The 17,556-nt window shown below is 60.8% G+C and carries 15 protein-coding genes; 14 read left to right on the top strand and 1 reads right to left on the bottom strand.

Translation table 11 applies throughout. From position 1 onward, the window contains the following. The first annotated feature begins 81 nt into the window (after positions 1-81). The 10 genes from pal (at position 82) to RI101_03245 (ending at position 10,407) form a co-directional block, all read left to right on the top strand. The gene (gene pal, locus RI101_03290) at positions 82-783 is read left to right on the top strand and encodes a peptidoglycan-associated lipoprotein Pal (protein ID MEC4889065.1); all 702 of its coding nucleotides are present in this window, start codon (positions 82-84) and stop codon (positions 781-783) included. Between the two features lie 81 nt (positions 784-864). After that, positions 865-2,331, top strand: a complete 1,467-nt coding sequence (gene ybgF / locus RI101_03285; protein ID MEC4889064.1) for a tol-pal system protein YbgF — start codon at positions 865-867, stop codon at positions 2,329-2,331. Positions 2,332-2,333: 2 nt separating this feature from the next. Beyond that, positions 2,334-3,110: a tol-pal system protein YbgF gene (gene ybgF, locus RI101_03280; protein ID MEC4889063.1), complete on the top strand. Its 777-nt coding sequence runs from the start codon at positions 2,334-2,336 to the stop codon at positions 3,108-3,110. Positions 3,111-3,179: 69 nt separating this feature from the next. Continuing rightward, the gene (gene mutL / locus RI101_03275) at positions 3,180-4,976 is read left to right on the top strand and encodes a DNA mismatch repair endonuclease MutL (protein ID MEC4889062.1); all 1,797 of its coding nucleotides are present in this window, start codon (positions 3,180-3,182) and stop codon (positions 4,974-4,976) included. 16 nt (positions 4,977-4,992) lie between these two features. Continuing rightward, positions 4,993-6,003 (top strand): tRNA (adenosine(37)-N6)-dimethylallyltransferase MiaA, encoded by a 1,011-nt coding sequence (gene miaA / locus RI101_03270; protein ID MEC4889061.1) that lies wholly within the window; start codon positions 4,993-4,995, stop codon positions 6,001-6,003. Positions 6,004-6,017: 14 nt separating this feature from the next. Further along, positions 6,018-6,920: an S-methyl-5'-thioadenosine phosphorylase gene (gene mtnP, locus RI101_03265; protein ID MEC4889060.1), complete on the top strand. Its 903-nt coding sequence runs from the start codon at positions 6,018-6,020 to the stop codon at positions 6,918-6,920. Positions 6,921-6,924: 4 nt separating this feature from the next. Next, positions 6,925-7,839: a PfkB family carbohydrate kinase gene (locus RI101_03260; GenBank protein ID MEC4889059.1), complete on the top strand. Its 915-nt coding sequence runs from the start codon at positions 6,925-6,927 to the stop codon at positions 7,837-7,839. After that, on the top strand, positions 7,836-8,525 hold the full coding sequence (locus tag RI101_03255; GenBank protein MEC4889058.1) for a tetratricopeptide repeat protein: 690 nt from the start codon (positions 7,836-7,838) through the stop codon (positions 8,523-8,525). The genes RI101_03260 and RI101_03255 overlap by 4 nt, the downstream gene beginning before the upstream one ends. A gap of 10 nt (positions 8,526-8,535) precedes the next feature. Then, positions 8,536-9,456, top strand: a complete 921-nt coding sequence (locus tag RI101_03250; GenBank protein ID MEC4889057.1) for a DUF4115 domain-containing protein — start codon at positions 8,536-8,538, stop codon at positions 9,454-9,456. A gap of 504 nt (positions 9,457-9,960) precedes the next feature. Beyond that, positions 9,961-10,407: a cytochrome c gene (locus RI101_03245; GenBank protein MEC4889056.1), complete on the top strand. Its 447-nt coding sequence runs from the start codon at positions 9,961-9,963 to the stop codon at positions 10,405-10,407. A gap of 138 nt (positions 10,408-10,545) precedes the next feature. On the opposite strand, the gene RI101_03240 is transcribed toward RI101_03245, so the two are convergent. After that, positions 10,546-12,378 carry a caspase family protein gene (locus tag RI101_03240; protein MEC4889055.1) on the bottom strand — a complete coding sequence of 611 codons (1,833 nt, stop codon included), beginning with the start codon at positions 12,376-12,378 and terminating at the stop codon, positions 10,546-10,548. Positions 12,379-12,714: 336 nt separating this feature from the next. On the opposite strand from RI101_03240, the gene RI101_03235 reads away from it, so the two are divergent. From RI101_03235 to RI101_03220, 4 genes are all read left to right on the top strand, one after another. Next, positions 12,715-14,217 carry a Do family serine endopeptidase gene (locus tag RI101_03235; GenBank protein MEC4889054.1) on the top strand — a complete coding sequence of 501 codons (1,503 nt, stop codon included), beginning with the start codon at positions 12,715-12,717 and terminating at the stop codon, positions 14,215-14,217. Between the two features lie 68 nt (positions 14,218-14,285). Beyond that, the gene (gene tatC, locus RI101_03230; protein ID MEC4889053.1) at positions 14,286-15,224 is read left to right on the top strand and encodes a twin-arginine translocase subunit TatC; all 939 of its coding nucleotides are present in this window, start codon (positions 14,286-14,288) and stop codon (positions 15,222-15,224) included. Between the two features lie 48 nt (positions 15,225-15,272). Further along, positions 15,273-16,226 (top strand): Mrp/NBP35 family ATP-binding protein, encoded by a 954-nt coding sequence (locus RI101_03225; protein MEC4889052.1) that lies wholly within the window; start codon positions 15,273-15,275, stop codon positions 16,224-16,226. Positions 16,227-16,239: 13 nt separating this feature from the next. Further along, the gene (locus RI101_03220; protein MEC4889051.1) at positions 16,240-17,538 is read left to right on the top strand and encodes a molybdopterin molybdotransferase MoeA; all 1,299 of its coding nucleotides are present in this window, start codon (positions 16,240-16,242) and stop codon (positions 17,536-17,538) included. Positions 17,539-17,556: the final 18 nt, after the last annotated feature.

Here is a 17,556-nt window from a genome sequence, read left to right as displayed (position 1 = left end):
CAAGTGAACAGTGCAACAATCATGTGATGATGTTTGGCTGGGGTGGCCAGCGGATGTCTTTTTAGAGGGAGGGGAGAAGATATGCGGACAACAGGAGTGATTTGGTATGCATCGATGACAGCGGTGGTGCTGCTCATGGCCGGGCCAGGCTGTTCAAAGAAAGCCGTGCAATCCGGTGGGGATGCCCAGTCTTCGCAGCAAGGAGCGGCCAATGCCGATAAAGGGACGAGTGGCGGAGGCGTCGGGTCGAATTTTCCTGACACCACGTTGTCTAACAGAGATGCCGGCGCGACCGGGGGACTGCGAGGGTTGGATGCGGTCGCAGGAGGGAAGAGTCCCTCTGAAGAGCGTGTGACAAACGGGACGATGATGGCCAAGCTCGATCCATCCCAGAGCGGCCGCCAGATGGATGCGATTCGATCGGAACAAGCCGCGGCGGATGCCGCCGGATTGCGGGATGTGTTTTTCGCCTATGACAGCTTCGCCATCTCCGAAGACGGCCGCCAGGCCTTGTCGCGCGATGCCGAGTGGATCAAGGCGAATGCCGGTGCGAGCCTGAAGATCGAAGGGCACTGCGACGAGCGCGGGACCTCCGCCTACAATTTGGTGTTGGGTGAAAAGCGCGCGAAGGCGGTGCGGAATTATTTAGTCGAGCTCGGGGTGAGCGCGAGCCGGGTAGGCGTGGTGTCGTATGGCAAGGAACGGCCGTTCTGCAAAGAGCGCGATGAGGCCTGCTACGCACAGAATCGCCGCGGACATGTCGTGGTGAAGACCGGGAAATAGCAAGGGCGCGCCGCTCCGATTGCGCCGAGAAAGGCCGGGATGTTTCGTTACGTCGATCAATGTTCAGGAGTGAGGTGTTCCGTGGCTTTTGTGTTGGTCATGTTCATCACACTGTTGTCCGGATGCGTTGCGCAACAGGCCGATTTAAAGAAGGCGGAGCAAAGAATCAAGCAGCAAGATGAGCAGTTCTCGCAGGCCAGAGCCCGGCAGAGCCAGGAGATCTCGTCGTTGCGCGACCAAGAGTTGCCGCAATTGCGGGGTGAATTGGAGAAGGCTCAGCATCAGGCGCAGGAACTCCAAGCCAAGCAGGAAGATATCAAGCATCGCGCGGCCCAGCTGGAGCTGCAGACAAAGAAGATCGAGCAGCTGGCGGCCAAGCTGGAAGCCGATACGACGACGCGGTATCAGTGGCTTCAGAAGAGTCTCGATACCCAGGATGCGAAGGTAAATGCCCGTCTCGATAAAATGTCCGAAGATGTGTCCAAGGCGATCGAGGGGATGAAAGAGCACCTGGCCGGGGTCGTGAAGAAGACCAATGAAGACATGGCCAAGCGGGTGGATGCGAAGCTCGATGATCAGCAAAAGGGGTTGGGCGAGAGCCAGCACCGTTTGGATCAGGTGTCTCAGAAGTTCACGCAGTTCAATCAAGCGCTGACCGGGTTCAAAGAGGCGCTGACCGGATTGAATGAACGAGTCGGGCAGGAAGAGCAGGCCTCGAAGAGCCTGGCGGCCAAGCTGGAGGCCAGCAGCCGGGAGACGGCCGCCTATGTGAATGACGCCAATAAGTCGATGACGGGGTACGTCGAAACGGTCAAGAAAAGCGTGGATTCCGTCGCGAAAACCCTGGAGTCGATGAATCACAAGGTGGCCTCCCGTTTTGAAGAGCAGGACCGCCGGCTTGACGCGCTGGCTCGGTCGGTCGATCAGGTGAGCCAGAAGGCCGGTGGGCGGCAGGCCAATGGGAAGCATGCCCAGCGCTCTCAGCCGGTTGCTGCGCCGGAGGGCGGCGGGGCGGAGCGGGCGGCGCAGGATTCCGAGCAGGCTATGGCCGCAAGTCCGTCGCCGGTGTCCTCGAGCGAGGACTCCTCGTCGGTAGCCACACCGCCTGCAGCACTGGTTGCTCCGGCGGAGGCGCCAGCCGTCGAGCCCGCCCGCTCATCGGTCGCGGCGGACCGGGAGCAGTATGAACGGGTGTTGGCGCTGTTTCGCAACGGAGATTTGGAGGCCGCGCGAAATGGCTTCGCCGCATTCTTGGCCGGTTATCCCAACTCGGATCTGGCTCCGAATGCCCGGTATTGGCTGGGTGAGTCCTATTACGGTTCGAAAGAGTATAAGAAGGCGATCGACGCCTATGACAAGGTGGAGCTGGATTATCCCCGCAGTGAGAAAGTCCCGGCGGCCCTTCTGAAGAAGGGCTATGCGTATCTCGCGTTGAAGGATAAGAAGCGGGCCTCCTCGGCATTCAAACAGGTGGTGACCTTGTATCCCAGGACTCCGGAGGCTGGCAAAGCGTCCGACAAGCTGGTGCAGTTGAAGGAGGGGCGGTAGAGATGCTGTCGTCACGTGCGCAGTGCTATCTATGGTCTGTGGCGGGTGTGTGCCAGCTGTTGATGCTGACGGGTTGCGCCAAACATGCCGATTTTGTGGAGCTGAGAGATTCGATTTCGACGATTTCCAAGTCGCAGGAGCAGGATCATCAGCGGGTCGATGCGGCGTTGCGCCGGCTGGAGTCCCTTGAGCGGGTGAAGGACGCGGAGCCGGGAAAGGCCCGATTCGAGGAGTTCGCCGCGCGGCTTCAAAAGATCGAAGCCCGGCTGGCCAAGCTTGAAGAGGGGCCAGGGAGCCCGGTCTCCAAGCTGGATCCGGTTCCGTCCGAGGCGCCGAAACTAGCCAAGCCGAGCAAGCCTCAGGCGCAGGTAGAGAGCGCGCCGATTATTCCCAGTTCGCCGGGGATTACGCCGACGGCGGCGTTCAACCTGGCCTATAACGATTATCTGAATGGGAAGTATGAGCTGGCGGTGTCCGGGTTTCAGCGGTTCACCAAGGATTTCCCCGGCACGTCGCTGACCCCGAATGCCCATTACTGGCTCGGCGAGTCGTATTACAATCAGAAAGACTATGCGCGCGCGATTCAAGCCTTCGAATATCTGGTCACGGAATATCCGGGAAATGAGAAGGTGCCGGCTGCGCTCTACAAGCTCGGCCTCGCGACGGCGGAAACGGGCGACCTGGTCAAATCACGGAAATATCTCAAGCATGTCCTGGAAGAGTTTCCCTCGTCCGAGGAAGCCAAGCTCGCCAAGAATAAACTCGCCGATATCCGATGACCGTCGCAGGCGCGCGGCGAGCCGCCCTTGTGCCTCAGCCATGCCGCATCCTTCGTGGAGCCTGACCCCATGGTGACGACCGGCCTCAGTGGAAAGATTCAGGTCTTGCCGGACGACGTCATCAGCCGGATCGCCGCCGGCGAGGTGATTGAACGGCCTGCCGCGGTGGTCAAGGAACTCATCGAAAACAGCCTCGATGCCGGCAGCCGGACGATCACCGTCGATGTGAAGGACGGCGGCCTGGCCATGATCCGTGTGACGGACGACGGCGAGGGAATGACCCGGACCGATGCGCCGCAGGCCTTTGGACGGCATGCCACCAGCAAGCTTCGCTCGGACCGGGATCTCTGGTCGATCCGCACGATGGGGTTTCGCGGGGAGGCGCTGCCGAGTATCGCCTCGGTGTCCAAGGTCCGGCTGGTGACCGCGGCCAAAGGGGACGCCGTCGGCACCGATCTGCAACTGGCCGGTGGGCAGCTCCAGCAGGTGCTCGATGCGCCGCCGGTCGTGGGCACGCGCATCGAGGTCGCGGAGCTGTTTTATAACCAGCCTGCCCGGAAGAAGTTTCTGAAGTCGATGCCCACGGAATCTTCCCACATTACCCATGTGGTGCAGCAGGCGGCGCTGGCCTGGCCGTCGGTGCACTTCAAGCTCACGAGTAATGCGCAAGAGGTGTTGAATTACCCCGCCGTGTCCACGGCTGAGGATCGTATCGGCCAAGTGTATCGGCAGATGTTTCTCGACCGCGCGGTGGCGGTGCAGGGGGAGCAGCCCGGGGCGGCGATCAGCGGGATGATCATCGATGCCAACCATGCCAAAGCCTCACGGACCCCGCAAGAGTTGTTCGTCAATCGCCGGCCGGTCCGCAATGCGGCGATCCTCCATGCGGTGGCCGAAGGCTACGGGTCGTTTTTGGCCAAAGGGCACCAGCCGCAGTTTGTCCTGTTTCTCGAGATCGATTCCGATAGCGTGGATGTGAACGTGCATCCGGCCAAGCGGGAAATCCGGTTTGCCGCGAATGAGGCCATTCATCAGCTGGTGCGCCGCGCGGTCCGGCAGGCCTTGGGCCGCCGCGAGGGCGTCGTGCAGGTGCTGCCGGATCCCGTGCGCGCGCGGGGAGCGGTGTTGCCGGCCACGGTGCCGTCTTGGCCTCAGAACCCGCCGGTGTTTGGAGGGGCTGTGGCTCTTCCGTCCGGTTCAGACCGGCCGGCAGGGGAAGCCCGCCTGGTGGAGCAGCTGGCGTTTGTGAGCGAGGCGGCGGAGTCCTATGTGCGGGTGCCTTCCTCGGACGTGGTCGCGCTCGGACAACTCAATCGCACCTACCTTGTCGTGCAGATTGGCGGAGCCCTGACCATTGTCGATCAGCATACGGCGCATGAACGGGTGTTGTTCGAACGGCTCTATCGCGCCTGGCAGGCGCGGGGCATGGCGGCCCAGCCGCTGCTGATTCCTGAATCGGTTGAACTCACGGCTCCGCAGGCTGCATTGCTGCAACGCTATCAGGGCGATCTTGACCAACTTGGACTCGGCCTTGAGCCGTTCGGGCCCGCCACTGTGCTGATCCGGAGCGTCCCGCTGGGCATCGGCAAGGTGGATGCGGAGGGTTTTCTGCAAGATGTCCTCGAGGATCTCAGTCAGTGGGACCGGGCGTCGAGCCTGGAGGATCGGGTGCGGCCAGTCTTGGCCTCGCTGGCCTGTCATGGCGCCGTAAGGGCGGGGCGTGCCATGGAGTTGCCCGAGATCAAGCACCTCGCGGCGGATTGGCTGGCAGAGGGAAAGATCCAGACCTGCCCGCATGGCAGGCGCACGGCCTATCATCTGGGCACCGAGGAACTGGAAAAAATTTTCGGCCGGGTCGGCTGGTAGGGGTTGTGTGACGGCCATGCGAGTATTATCCGAGTCTGTGCTGCGGCATCGTCCATTGGCCGTGTTGTTGGGGCCCACGGCTGTGGGCAAAAGCGCCGTGGGCGTGCAGGTGGCGAAGCGGTACGGCACGGAGATTCTGACGGCGGACTCGCGGCAGGTGTACCGGGGGATGGATATCGGGACGGACAAGCCGCCGCCTGAAGAGCGCCGCGGTGTGCCGCATCGTCTGATTGATCTTGCCGATCCCGATGAGGTGTTCAATACCGGGCGGTACCGGCGGGAGGCGGAGGGGGAGATCGAGCGGGCGTTCGGTGCGCGCCGGTTGCCGTTCGTGGTCGGCGGGACGGGGCTCTATATCAGGACCTTGATCCGGGGAATGTGCGAGGCGCCGGAGGCGAACCAGGAGGTCCGGCAAGCCCTCTATCGGATCGTTCAGGAACGGGGCCGCGAGGGGTTGTATGCCGAACTGGTTCGAGTGGACCCGGTCACGGCGGCGAAGCTGCATCCGAACGATGAGTCGAAAATCATCCGGGCGGTGGAGGTCTATCGCCTGTCCGGAGTCCCGCTCTCCAGCCTGCAGGCGCAGCATGCGTTTCAGGGAGCGGGGTTTGCCACGCTGCTCATCGGGCTTCAACGGTCGAAAGAGAGTATGTATCGCCGGATCGAAGCGCGCATCGATTGGCAGTTGTCGCATGGCATGATAGAAGAGACGCGCGCGCTGTTGGCGAAGGGATACGGCCGGCAGCTTGGCTCCATGAAAGGGCTGGGGTACCGGCATATCGCGGCGCATCTGGCGGGTGAGTATGATGCGGCTGAGATGGTGCGGCGGTTCAAGCAGGACACGAGACACTTCGCCAAGCGGCAGCTCACCTGGTTTCGGAAAGAACCGGGCATCATCTGGCTCTTTGTCGAGGAGCATGAATCGACCGAGCGGATTGCCGATCGCGTGATCGGACAGATCGAACAGTTCCTGACGGCGTTGGAATCCGCGAATCCGCTGGCAAGGGCCGTTGGCCAGGACACATGAGGAGTAAACAGGGCATGGCACGGGAGGCAAGTCGTGGACGGGCGGCGTTGGGAGTCATCGGCGGGAGCGGGTTATATGATATCGAAGGGCTGACCGCTGTTCGGGAAGTGCGCATGCGCACCCCGTTCGGCCTGCCCTCGGATGCGATCCGGATCGGGACGCTGGATGGCGTCCCCATCGCGTTTCTGTCCCGCCATGGGCGCGGGCACAAGCTGAATCCCACGGACATTAATTATCGCGCCAACATCTATGCGATGAAGGCGCTGGGGGTGCAGCGGATCATTTCGGTGAGCGCCGTCGGCAGCATGAAAGAATCGATCAAGCCGGGTGATGTCGTGCTACCCGATCAGTTCATCGACCTCACCAAGCGCCGCGCGTCCACGTTTTTCGAGGGCGGTGTGGTGGCGCATGTCGGATTTGGCGATCCGATTTGTCCAACCGTGGCGCAGGCGCTGGCGTGGGCCGGGCAGCAGTCCGGAGCCTCGCTCCAGGAGGGCGGCATGTATCTCTGCATGGAGGGGCCTCAGTTTTCCACGAAGGCCGAGTCGCGCCTGTACCGCCAATGGGGTGTCGATGTGATCGGCATGACGAATATGCCGGAGGCGAAGCTGGCCCGGGAGGCGGAGATATGTTATGCCACGATGGCGTTGGTGACGGATTACGATTGCTGGCATGAGACGGAAGACGCCGTCACGGTCGAAGCCATTCTCGCGACGTTGCATCGGAACGTGGCGCTGGCCAAACGGATGTTACGGGCGGTGGTGCCGCGCCTCGGGGCCGCCGTGTCAACCTGTGGCTGTCAGCAGGCGTTGCAGACCGCCATCGTCACGGCGCCGGAGTGCATCTCTGCGGCTTGTCGGAAGAAATTGGGCCTGTTTCTTGATCGCCTGGCCCTCCCGAAGAAAGGAAACAGGTAACTCCATGGGCAAGTTATTGGTGGTCGGGTCTGTGGCGTTGGATACCGTGAAAACGCCTTTCGGGGAGGGGACGGATATTCTCGGCGGCTCGGCGACGTATTTTTCGACGTCGGCGAGTTTTTTTACGGCGGTCAGCCTGATCGCGGTGGTGGGCGACGATTTCCCCGCGCAGCATACGGCCTTTCTCAAGAGCCGGGGGATCGATCTGACGGGGCTGGAACAGCGGCCTGGCGCGACCTTCCGGTGGAAAGGCGAGTACACGCACCAGTTGAACGAAGCGCATACGCTGGACACGCAGCTCAATGTGTTTGAAACGTTTCGGCCCAAGATTCCGGAGGCTTATCGTTCGCCCGATGTGTTGTTTCTCGGCAACATCGATCCGGAGTTGCAGCTGGATGTGTTGCAGAAGGTCGAACGGCCCGGTTTGGTGGCGTGCGACACCATGAATTTCTGGATCAACGGGAAGCGGGATGCCCTGTGGAAAGTCCTGGAGAAAGTCGATGTGCTCATCATCAACGACGGAGAGGCCCGCGCGCTCGGCCAGGACACGAATTTGGTGAAGGTGGCGAAGCAGGTGCTGTCCCGCGGCCCCAAGCATCTCATCATTAAGCGGGGCGAATACGGCGTGCTGATGTTCAACGAGAAGCAGGTCTTTGGCGCGCCGGCCTTTCCGTTGGAGGATGTGCGGGATCCCACGGGCGCCGGCGACACCTTTGCGGGCGGCTTCCTGGGCTATTTATCCGCGACGGGGAACTATTCGCCGGAGGCCATGAAGCAGGCCATCATTTTCGGGAGCGTGATGGCGTCGTTTACGGTAGAAGCCTTTAGTCTTGACCGTTTGCGCATCCTGGATTACAAAGAGATCGAGGCTCGGTTCCGTGAGTTTAAGCGGCTGACGCATTTCGAGGACATTTCGTGAGCGTGTGGCGAACCTGTAAACATATGGTCTGGCTCCATCGCGCTGTCTGTGGACTATGCGCCATCGCGGGGCTGTTCGCCTTGACGGCTTGTGCCACCAGTGAGGAATCGACGCAGAAATCCCAAGGGTATTATCAGGAGGGGCTCGCCAGCCTCAACAACGACCGGCAGAAGGCGTTCGTGTCGTTTCAGAAAGCGGTGCAGGTCGATCCGAACAATAAAGAGGCCCGCTACGCCCTCGGCCACGTCTATGCGGTTCAGGGGAAGTTGAAACAGGCCGAGCAACAGTTTCGCTCGGCCATTGCCATTGACGATGTCTATTCAGAAGCGCATACCTACTTAGGCCAGGTGCTGGCCAGCCAAGGGAAATGGGATGACGCGATTCGGTCGTATCGGACGGCCTTGGCCAACCCGCTCTACGCGACGCCGGATTTAGCGCGGTTTCATTTGGGGCGCGCGCTGTCGCATCAAGGAGATTTTCAGGGGGCCATGGAAGCTTTGGAGGATGCGGTGACGGTCAACCCTGCCAGTGTCGCGCCGGCGTTGACTCATCTTGAACTGGGCCGGGTCTATTCGAAGCTGGGATTCACGGCCAAGGCCAGGGAGATATTGGGCAAGGTGCTGACGATGGATCAGGGTGGGGAGTATGCGGCAGCGGCAACGGAACTCTTGGCTCGAATCAAGTAGTTGAGGGCGTATGGAATCAGTCGGCGAATTCTTTAAGCAGGTCCGGGAAACGAAGGGGCTGACGGTTGACGAAGTGGCCTCGAAAACGCGCATTCGCTCGGACTTTGTCAAGGCGCTGGAGGACGGCAACTTCGCAAAATTGCCGGACCAAGTCTTTGCCAAAGGATTTGTCCGGTCCTATGCCCGTTCTCTTGGCCTGGATGAGGAAGACGCCATTCACCGGTTTGCCCAATCAGCCGGGGCCTTTTACGACAAGCAGGATGAACGCGAGCGGCTGAAAGTCCGCCAGGTGGAAGAAGAACGCAAGCGTCAAGCGAACCGGAAGGCGGTTGCGGTGGCGATCGGGATTGCGGTGCTGACGCTCATCTTTCTGCTCAGCCGTGAGCAATCGTCGGTGCTCCGTCGGAGCACATCCGAGTTAAATACTCCCAAGCGCACCACGTCCGCTTCGACAGAGGCCACGGAATCCGCTGCCTCTCCTGGCCAGGAGTCTGCGCGGGGGCCTGCCGTATCGGGCGAGGCTCCTCCGGCTCCGTCCAAGCCGGCTCAAGAGGCGCGCTCAATCGAGCCGGCTTCTCCGGCAGGAATCACCACCAAGCCGGAATCCGAGGCGGTCTCGACCGCGTCGCCTGGAGCTGACGGTCCACTGGGAAGCATCTCGATCGATGGAGGCGCAGCCAGTCTAGCGGAAGACCAATTGGTGCTCGATCTTGAAGCCGTCGAACTGACGTGGGTCGTCGTGCAGATTGATGGTGGAAGCCCGCAGGAGGCCCTCTTGCGTCCCGGTGAGAAGGCGCATTGGAAGGGACAGGATCAATTCGTGTTGACGCTGGGCAATGCGGGCGGTGTGCGGGCCACGCTCAATGGACAGCCGCAAAAGCCGTTTGGTCCAAGCGGAAAAGTGGCGCATGACGTGGTGCTGAAGCGCTAACGGCGTTGCTCCTTCCCGCCAAGGGATTTCCCTTCATCCCCTCGTGAGCCTTGCTCGATCGTATTTCCAACGGTCGAGTGCGGGGCGGTGTGTGGGGGGCCTCTCAGTTATCAGGCCATCAGTGGGCTTGCATGGGGCATCCGTGGAGCGCTTGTGGCGCAAAGGTGTCCCGGCTTACAGGCATGAAATCGATCGTTTGGTCCGCCCTCCATAAGTGGTTCATTTATCTCAGGCATTGCCCGTCACATTTTGGCACGGCCCTTGATACATCTTTCGATACGGAGCGTATCGAAGGGATTGTGATGATCAAAAAGAAGGGAGCACCTGAAGGTGGGGCTGGACCATCGTCTCAGGGAAAAGGGTGTGAAGGTTTCTTGACAAGAATCGAACCTGATTGCTATAGTCCGCCCGTTTCATCGCAGTCTTTTTGATATGGGAATTAATGAGCCAGCGGCCTTCGGCCGAGTTCACGTGCAGTGTGTTCAACACAAAGGAGGAAGTGCAATGGGTTATTTCTCAAAGTTCCTGGGAATCAGTGCAGCCTTGCTGCTTATGTCGGCCACCGTGGCGGGTGCAGCGGAAAGAGATCCCCTGAAGCCCCGCGTGCCTGCTGACCAGATGGCGGATGCCAAGGCCATGAAGAATCCGGTCGCGTCGACTCCGGAGAGCATTGCCAAGGGTAAGGCGTTGTTCGAGGGGAAGGGCACCTGCTTCAATTGCCATGGTAAGGAAGGCAAGGGCGATGGACCGGCCGGCGCGATCCTCGATCCGAGCCCCCGGGACTTCACGAATTGCAAGTTCCACAAGAAGCGGAAAGATGGTGAGTTGTTCTGGGTGATCAAGAACGGCAGCGCGGGAACGGGCATGGTGTCTTTGATCCCGGCCGCAGTGACCGAAGAAGAAGCCTGGAACATCATCAACTACGAGCGGAGCTTCTGCAAGGGCGAGTAATTTCCCAAGCGGATCGGTGTTTCAGAAAGGGGTGGGGGGATGTCCCTCCACCCCTTTTTATTTTGCGGCGCGTTCCCGCCCTTCCTGTTCCGACGGATCGTGTGAGTGGAGCGCCTGATTTCGCAGGGCCGCCCAAGATTACGGAACGGGCTCTCCGCGAATGGCGGCCAGCTTGCTGAGCACAAGGGCCGAGGGAAGATGATCCGATTTGGCCGAGGGAAACAGAGACGGATGTTGGTCCACGGCAAATTGGGTTTTTGCCGCCCATACAACTTTTTGGCTGACGTAGCCGGACAGTTCTCCCAGTGTCACCGCGCCATCCCGGTTTGAATCTGCTTCTCCGCGCAAGGCCCGCAAGAGATAGTAGGTAAAGAGTCCGTGGTGATGCTTGTCGTCCTCAAGGCCTGCGCCGAGGGCTTCCCCGCTGATCAGGCGAATCGTGGAGGCCCCGCCACTGTCCCAGCGGGGAGGCAGGTGTTTGGTCTTGGGATCGCTATGAAGCCGCGAAACCATTCCATCGAAGAGCAAGATCGTGTGCTTGGCTTTCAGACGGGACAGCGCCGACTCCAAATCCTTCAGGGAATACATACGGGTCGTGGCCGTCGGGCTTCCGTCGTAAGGGACAAGGAGCACCGTGCCGTCATGGTCTACCATGGCTTGGCCGGAGAAGTAGACGATGACGACGGCCTCTTTCGTCATCTGTGGTGGAAGCCAGGTTAAGAGGGCTTCGTCGATATTGGATCGGGAGGCAGTCCAATCTTGAAGCACGCGTACATTCGATGCGGGAAGGCCCCCCAGCGCTATGAAATAGGCGGCGACCATCTCGGCATCCAGCGAGGCAAATGTTCGCGGTAAGAGCCGCTGATCCCGGTATGAGCTGACACCGATGGAGATGAGGTAGGTCTGCGGCTGGCGAAACTCCATGGCCGCCGCCGGGATCTGATCGACGTCGTCGGCTTTGATGCCGGTCGGTTGTAGGGCGATGGCCAGTATCTGTGCGGGGGCTTGGGCTTGTGCTTGTGTCGCGGATTCTTCGACCGTCACCTGCAGCTCGGCTTTTTTCAAAGGGATTGCGGGCGGGAGCGTGGCCAGGAACTCGACGGATTTCACCTCGCCTGGTTGAAGGGGGGGAAGTGTGAGCGAGGTGGAGGGAAACAGGCGTAACAGTGCGTCCGGGCCCGAGAGCAGCACACGGGCTTGGTGAACCGGAGTGGATCCCGTGTTGGCCACATCCACGCGCACGCGAAAGCGTTCTCCACCTTCAAGCGTGAGGGAGCCGTTCTCGTCCAGCAGCATGGAGGTGAAACGCACCTTCGACGGAAGCGTTGCCGCTGCGGCCGGGCTCGGAGCCGTTGGGACCGGAGAGGCCGGCGGGGGGGGCGTCAGGCCTGTCGTGAGTTTGGCCGGCAACAGACCGCTGAAAGCCTGTCGAGCCTCCATGGCGAATTTCGTCGCCAGTTCCACGGAGACCTCTTGGAGCAGCGGATCAAGTCTGTACGCGCATTCATCCTGCACGGGCTCGAGGCGCAGGGGCGCTTGCCGGGTCACCAGGATATCGGATGCGCGCAAAAGCGTTCCGGTGTGATCACTTACCCGGATTCGCACATGCAATTGAATATGTGCCGTGCCCGGTTTCTCTGTTCTGTCATGCTGAAGCTGAAAGGACCAGTCCGCCAAATCGAAGTGCACGAGCGCTGCGGCAGCGTTCCCGCTCTTTTCTCCATAGGTGACCGATTGAAAGGTTCGGGAGGACGCCTCGATCAGCGCGGCGTCCAATCGGGTTCCCAGCGGTTCCCGCATCGGATGCCCGCAGAGATCCATATAGTCCGCGCGCAGTTCTTTGATGGAAGCGGGGATGGTGAGTGTGGCTGAGATGGGAAGAGGATCCCCGAGAGGCGGGAAGTCGAATCGGCTGGCGCAGCCGGCTGTGAGGCTGGTCAGCGCGACGATAAGAGCGAAGGAATAACGCATGTGGCGAGAGGTTCACCTGGATGGCCGGGCCGGTTCACGGCCTCACCTACGTACCGTACTGGAAGCGCGGTGGGAAGACAATAAAAGAGCAGGAATCCGCTGCGCGGTATTGCAGAGAGAGGAGGACAATCATGCGAAGAACCGAATCGATGGAAGCCGGGGTGCGAGGTTCTAGGGGATTTATAGGCCGGCTGAACGGGACTTTTACTCTTTGAAGCCCAAGGAAAGATTAGTGTAAGATGTACCGCTTGGCTGGCTCTTCGCTTCATGCGGGCCAGTGTCGGTGAGCGTGATTGATTGATGGTAGGTGAGATCAACCGTCGGGAGGAACTGAGTATGGTCATTCGGCGTCAGCAGGCGACCAAGTTCATCATTGGTTGTGGACTCGTTGTGGCGGCGGCCGTCGCGGGCGGGTTCATGGAGAGCTCCGTTGCGACTGCGGCCTCTCCGGCCTTGGCCCAGGGCTTCTCTGAAATTGTGAAGAAAGTGAATCCGGCGGTCGTGAATATTGCCGTGACCGGAGGCGGTGGAGAAAGCCGGCGTCGCGGGTTGCCTCCCGGTCCGTTCGGAGCGCCTCCCGGGGAGGAACCGGGCGGGGGCGATTTGCCGACTCCGCCTCCGATGCCTCCAGGGCCTCCAGGCGGACATGGGCGTCCCGATCAAAGCGCCGGATCAGGCGTGATTTTCGATTCGAACGGATACATTGTCACGAACAACCACGTGGTTGAGGGCGCGACCCAGATTACGGTCACGCTGAGTGATCGGCGGGAGTTCACCGCCAAGACGGTGGGAACCGACCCCAAGACCGATCTGGCGGTCATCAAGATCGACGCGAAGGATTTGCCCGCCCTCAAGTGGGCGGAATATGAAAAGCTGCAAGTCGGCGATCTGGTGCTGGCGGTCGGCAGTCCATTCGGGCTGAGTTCCACGGTGACGCTGGGCATTATCAGCGCCTTGGGCCGGGGCAACGTCGGCATTGCCGATTATGAAGATTTCATTCAGACCGATGCCGCGATCAATCCCGGCAATTCCGGCGGCGCGCTGGTGAACATGAACGGCGAGCTGATCGGGATCAATACGGCGATTTTCTCGCGGACCGGCGGGTCGGAAGGCATTGGCTTCGCGATTCCCAGCAGCATTGCGGTCGATATCGTCGATAGCCTCCAGAAAACGGGCAAAGTCGTCCGGGGCTGGATGGGCGTCGCGATTCAGGAAATCACGCCGGCTCTGGCCAAGTCGTTCAAGCTCTCCGAGCAGCGGAAGGGCGTGCTGATCAGCGATGTGAATGAAAATGGGCCGTCGCATGCGGCCGGGATCAAGCGCGGCGATGTGGTCATTGCCTTCAACGGGAAGGAAGTGTCGAGTGTCAGCCAGCTTCGGAATCTCGTGGCGCGCACCATGGTCGGGAAAGATGCCCTGGTGAAGGTGTTGCGCGACGGCAAGGAACAGACGATCGCGGTGAAGGTGGCGGAGCGTCCGTCCGACGAGCTGCTGGCCAAGAAGGAAGCGGCGCCCCAGAAAGAGCAGGGCGAAGCCATCAAGCCGCCGGACAACGTGCTGGCGTCGATCAAGATTCAGGCGTTGGACAATGCGCTGATGAGCCAGCTGAATATTCCGGCCAAGACCACCGGGGTGGTCATCACGGCCGTCGAAGCGGGCGGTCCAGCCGAAGCGGCGGGGTTGCAGCGCGGCGACGTGATTCAGGAAGTCAACCACGAGACCGTGAAGACGGTGGATGAGTACCTGAAGGCGGCCAACAAGATCAAGAAGGATGAACTGGCGGTGCTGCTGGTCAACCGGCAGGGTAACAGCCTGTTCGTGGCAGTCAATCCGAAGTAGACCGAGCATGCCGCGTCCGGTGATGGGTGATCGCCGGCGCGGCATTGTCCTGTGCGGGTGAGGGCGCGGTGCTGAACGACTTCAACCGGTGGCTGCAAGACTCGGTCTTCAAGCCGCTGGAAGATAAAAAGATGCCGGTCATGGAGCACCTGGTGGAGCTCCAGGTCCGGCTGACCCGTGCCGTGATCATCACGGCGATCGTGTTCGTCGCGACGTTTTTCTACGCCGATACCCTGGTCAAGTGGCTGCGCATCCCGCTGCAGAACATGTTTGTGCCCAGCACCCTGTCCTGGGAGCCGACCGATCTGCCCACGGTCCCGTTCGTCTTTCTCGCGCCGGCCGAAGCCTTGTGGCAGAACGTCAAAGTGGCCGGGCTCTTCGCCGTCGTGCTGGCCATGCCCTATATTCTGCTGGAGGTCTGGCAGTTCGTGGTGCCGGGGCTGCATGTGCAGGAGCGCCGCTTTGTCGGGCCGTTTGTGGCGCTCAGCACGCTGGCGTTTTTTGCGGGCGTCTTCTTTTCCTTCTTCTTCGTCCTGCCCTTCGCCTTGAATTTTTTGATTTCCTACGGCGTGAGCGCGGGATTCATTCCGCAGCTCTCCATTGCGCAATACGTCGGGTTTGCGCTGTGGTTTCTGCTCGTCTTCGGCCTGATTTTCGAAGTGCCGCTGGCGATCACGTTGATGGCCAAGCTGGGCTGGGTGGATGCGCCGTTCTTGCGGCGCTACCGGAAGTGGGCGCTGCTCGGCTCGTTCATCATCGCGGCCATTCTGACCCCGACACCGGACCCGTTTAACCAATGTTTGATGGCGCTGCCGATGTACATTTTCTACGAAGTCGGCATCGTGAGCGCAGGGTTCTTCAACAAGAGGAAACCCGCGCCGGAAGAGCCTGCCGAGGCGCCCGCCGCCGCGGCGGGTCCTGCAGGACGCGGCCCCGGCGGAGCCGGGATGCCGAAATCGGCGGACGGCGAGTATGTCGCCGTGCCGAGCGGGAGCCCGCGCCGGTAAGCGGCGGATCCTGTCCGCCCAGTTTCACGTTATACAGAAGGACACATTATGCCGCGTGAGTTAAATATCATTCAGACACCGACCTCGGGCGGCAGCGACGCCTGTACCTATATGTGGGCCTGCGCCATTTGTGACGAAAACGAATCCTGCCAGAAGGACAAGGAAGGCCACAGCCGCTGGCTCGTCGCGAAGCGCATGGAGCGGATCGAATATAAAGTCCTCATCATGAGCAACAAAGGCGGCGTCGGCAAAAGCACCTGCACGACGAATATCGCGGTCAGCCTCGCGCTGAAGGGATGGCATGTCGGCATTTGTGACATGGACATTCATGGACCCAACATTCCGAAAATGGTCGGGGCCGAGGGACAGAAGCTGAAGATCAGCACCTCGGGCGGCATCATCCCCTTCCAGGCCTACAATCTGAAAATCGCCTCGATGTCGTTCTTGCTCCAGAACCCGGACGATCCGATCATCTGGCGCGACGCGTACAAATACGAGTTCATCAATCAGTTGCTGGGCGGCGTCGAGTGGCAGGACCTCAACTTCCTGCTGATCGATCTTCCGCCTGGCACCGGCAACGAGTCGGTGACGACGATCGATCTGCTGGGCAAGGTCAGCGGAGCCGTCATTATCACGACGCCGCAGGAAGTGGCGCTGCTGGATTCGCGCAAGTCGGTCACCTTCTGCAAAGACAGCGAAGTGCCCATCATCGGCATCGTGGAAAACATGAGCGGCCTGGAGTGCCCGCATTGCCACAACCATATCGAGGTCTTCCGCAAGGGCGGAGGCGAAGCGTCGGCGAACGATATGGGCGTGCCGTTCCTCGGCCGGATTCCGCTCGACCCCGAAGTGGTGATGCAGTCGGATGCGGGCGAGCCCTATGCCATGTTCAATTCGGACACGGCCACGGCCGAGTGCTATCACGAGATTGCGAACAAGGTCGAAGCCTTCTGCAAAAAGAGCGGGTCGTTGCTGAAGATCGCGCCCCGCCAGCCACATTGATAGGAGTGAGATCGTGAAAGCCGCTGACGCCACCACGGGGTTGACCCCGCTCCATGCCGCGCAAAAAATCGTGCTCGATGCTACGCCGACCCTCGGCCTGGAAAAGATTTCCATCCTGGATTCGCTGGGCCGGGTGCTGGGTGAAGATATTGTGGCCGAGCGCGACAATCCGCCGTGGGACAACAGCGCGATGGACGGGTTTGCCGTGCGGTGGGAGGACATCAAGCAGGAGCATGCGATTGGGAAGCCGGTCACGCTGACGGTGATCGAAGATGTTCCGGCGGGCAAGATGCCCTCCAAGACGGTCGGCCCTGGCCAGGCGATCCGGATCATGACCGGCGCGCCGATCCCGCAGGGGGCCGACACGGTGCTCAAGGTCGAGGATACGGAACATACGCCGGACTCGGTCCGGGTCTTCAAGCCGGAGACGCGCGGGTCCAACATTCGGCCCAAGGGCGAGGATGTGAAAAAAGGCGACTGCATCATCGCCAAGGGCACGCAGATTCGCCCCGGCGATGCCGGCATGCTCGCCATTCTGGCCAAGTCCTTTGTCTTCGTCTACCAGCGTCCGCGCGTGGCGATTCTTTCGACAGGCGATGAGCTGGCCGACCTGGACGAGCGTTTCAGCGAAGAGAAAATCATCAATTCGAACAGCTACGGCATTGCGGCGGCCGTGCAGGAAGCCGGCGGGATTCCCTTTCTCTTGGGGATTGCGCGGGACACGCCCGACGCCTTGAAGGAAAAGATTTCGCATGGCCTCAACGCCGATATTCTGGTGCTCTCCGGCGGCGTCTCGATGGGCGATTATGACTTCACCAAGGCCGTGTTCCGGGATCTGGGCGCCGAGATGAATTTCTGGAAGCTGGCGATCCGCCCCGGCCAGCCGCTGGCGTTCGGCAAGATCCAGGGCAAGCTGGCGTTCGGCCTGCCCGGCAACCCGGTCTCGTCGATGGTGACGTTCGAGCAGTTGGTCCGCCCGGCCATGTTGAAGATGTGCGGACATCCCACCTTCGGCCGTCCGGTCGTCCATGCGGTGTTCCAGGAAAAATTTTCGAAGCGGACGGATCGGCGGCATTTTCTTCGCGGCGTGCTCACGCGCGAAGACGGCGTGTTCAAGGTGCGGACGACGGGCGATCAAGGCTCAGGGATTCTGACCTCCATGGTCAAGGCCAATTGCCTGATCGATATTCCGGTGGAAGTCGAACGGTTGAATCCCGGCGATCTGGTGACGGTGCAGTTGCTGAGCGGGGCCGTGTGGAGCACGCAGGCGGCGCCGTCGCACAGCGGCGGCCATAAGACGTCCTGTTGTTGAGAGGAAAGGGATTGAAGT

The organism is Nitrospira sp. (genome assembly GCA_035968315.1).
In the GTDB taxonomy this organism is placed as follows: Bacteria; Nitrospirota; Nitrospiria; order Nitrospirales; family Nitrospiraceae; genus Nitrospira_D.
This window is presented reverse-complemented; position numbering and strand designations above follow the sequence as displayed.